Source organism: Anoxybacillus sp. LAT27 (genome assembly GCF_022030075.1).
In the GTDB taxonomy this organism is placed as follows: domain Bacteria; phylum Bacillota; class Bacilli; order Bacillales; family Anoxybacillaceae; genus Anoxybacillus; species Anoxybacillus kestanbolensis.
The window spans coordinates 1-223 of the sequence record NZ_JAIWYK010000407.1 but is presented as its reverse complement, the minus strand read 5'-3'; the positions used below and the strand labels follow the sequence as shown (position 1 = coordinate 223).

Sequence of the window (223 nt, the reverse complement as noted above, 5' to 3'; positions counted from 1 at the left end):
AGCTCTGCTGTCAAGACCGCATTTTGCGGCCAGCGACCCTTCTCGTGCAACGGATGGTACATAAACAGTTCGTATCCATGAACAGGCATTTGGGCGGTCTGCTGAAGCAATGCCAGTTCGAAATTTGGCTTGGGATGATGGATATAATGTTGAATATTCGTTTCGTAAAACGATGCGACGAACAACAGTCCAGTCAGCAACACTCCCCGCGCTCCCCACGTTC

At 50.2% G+C, this 223-nt stretch carries 1 pseudogene; it reads right to left on the bottom strand.

Features of this window, described 5'->3' with window-relative positions:
• Positions 1 to 203: pseudogene (locus LD028_RS09980) on the bottom strand (glycosyltransferase); the annotation flags it as partial.
• Between the last annotated feature and the right edge of the window lie 20 nt (positions 204 to 223).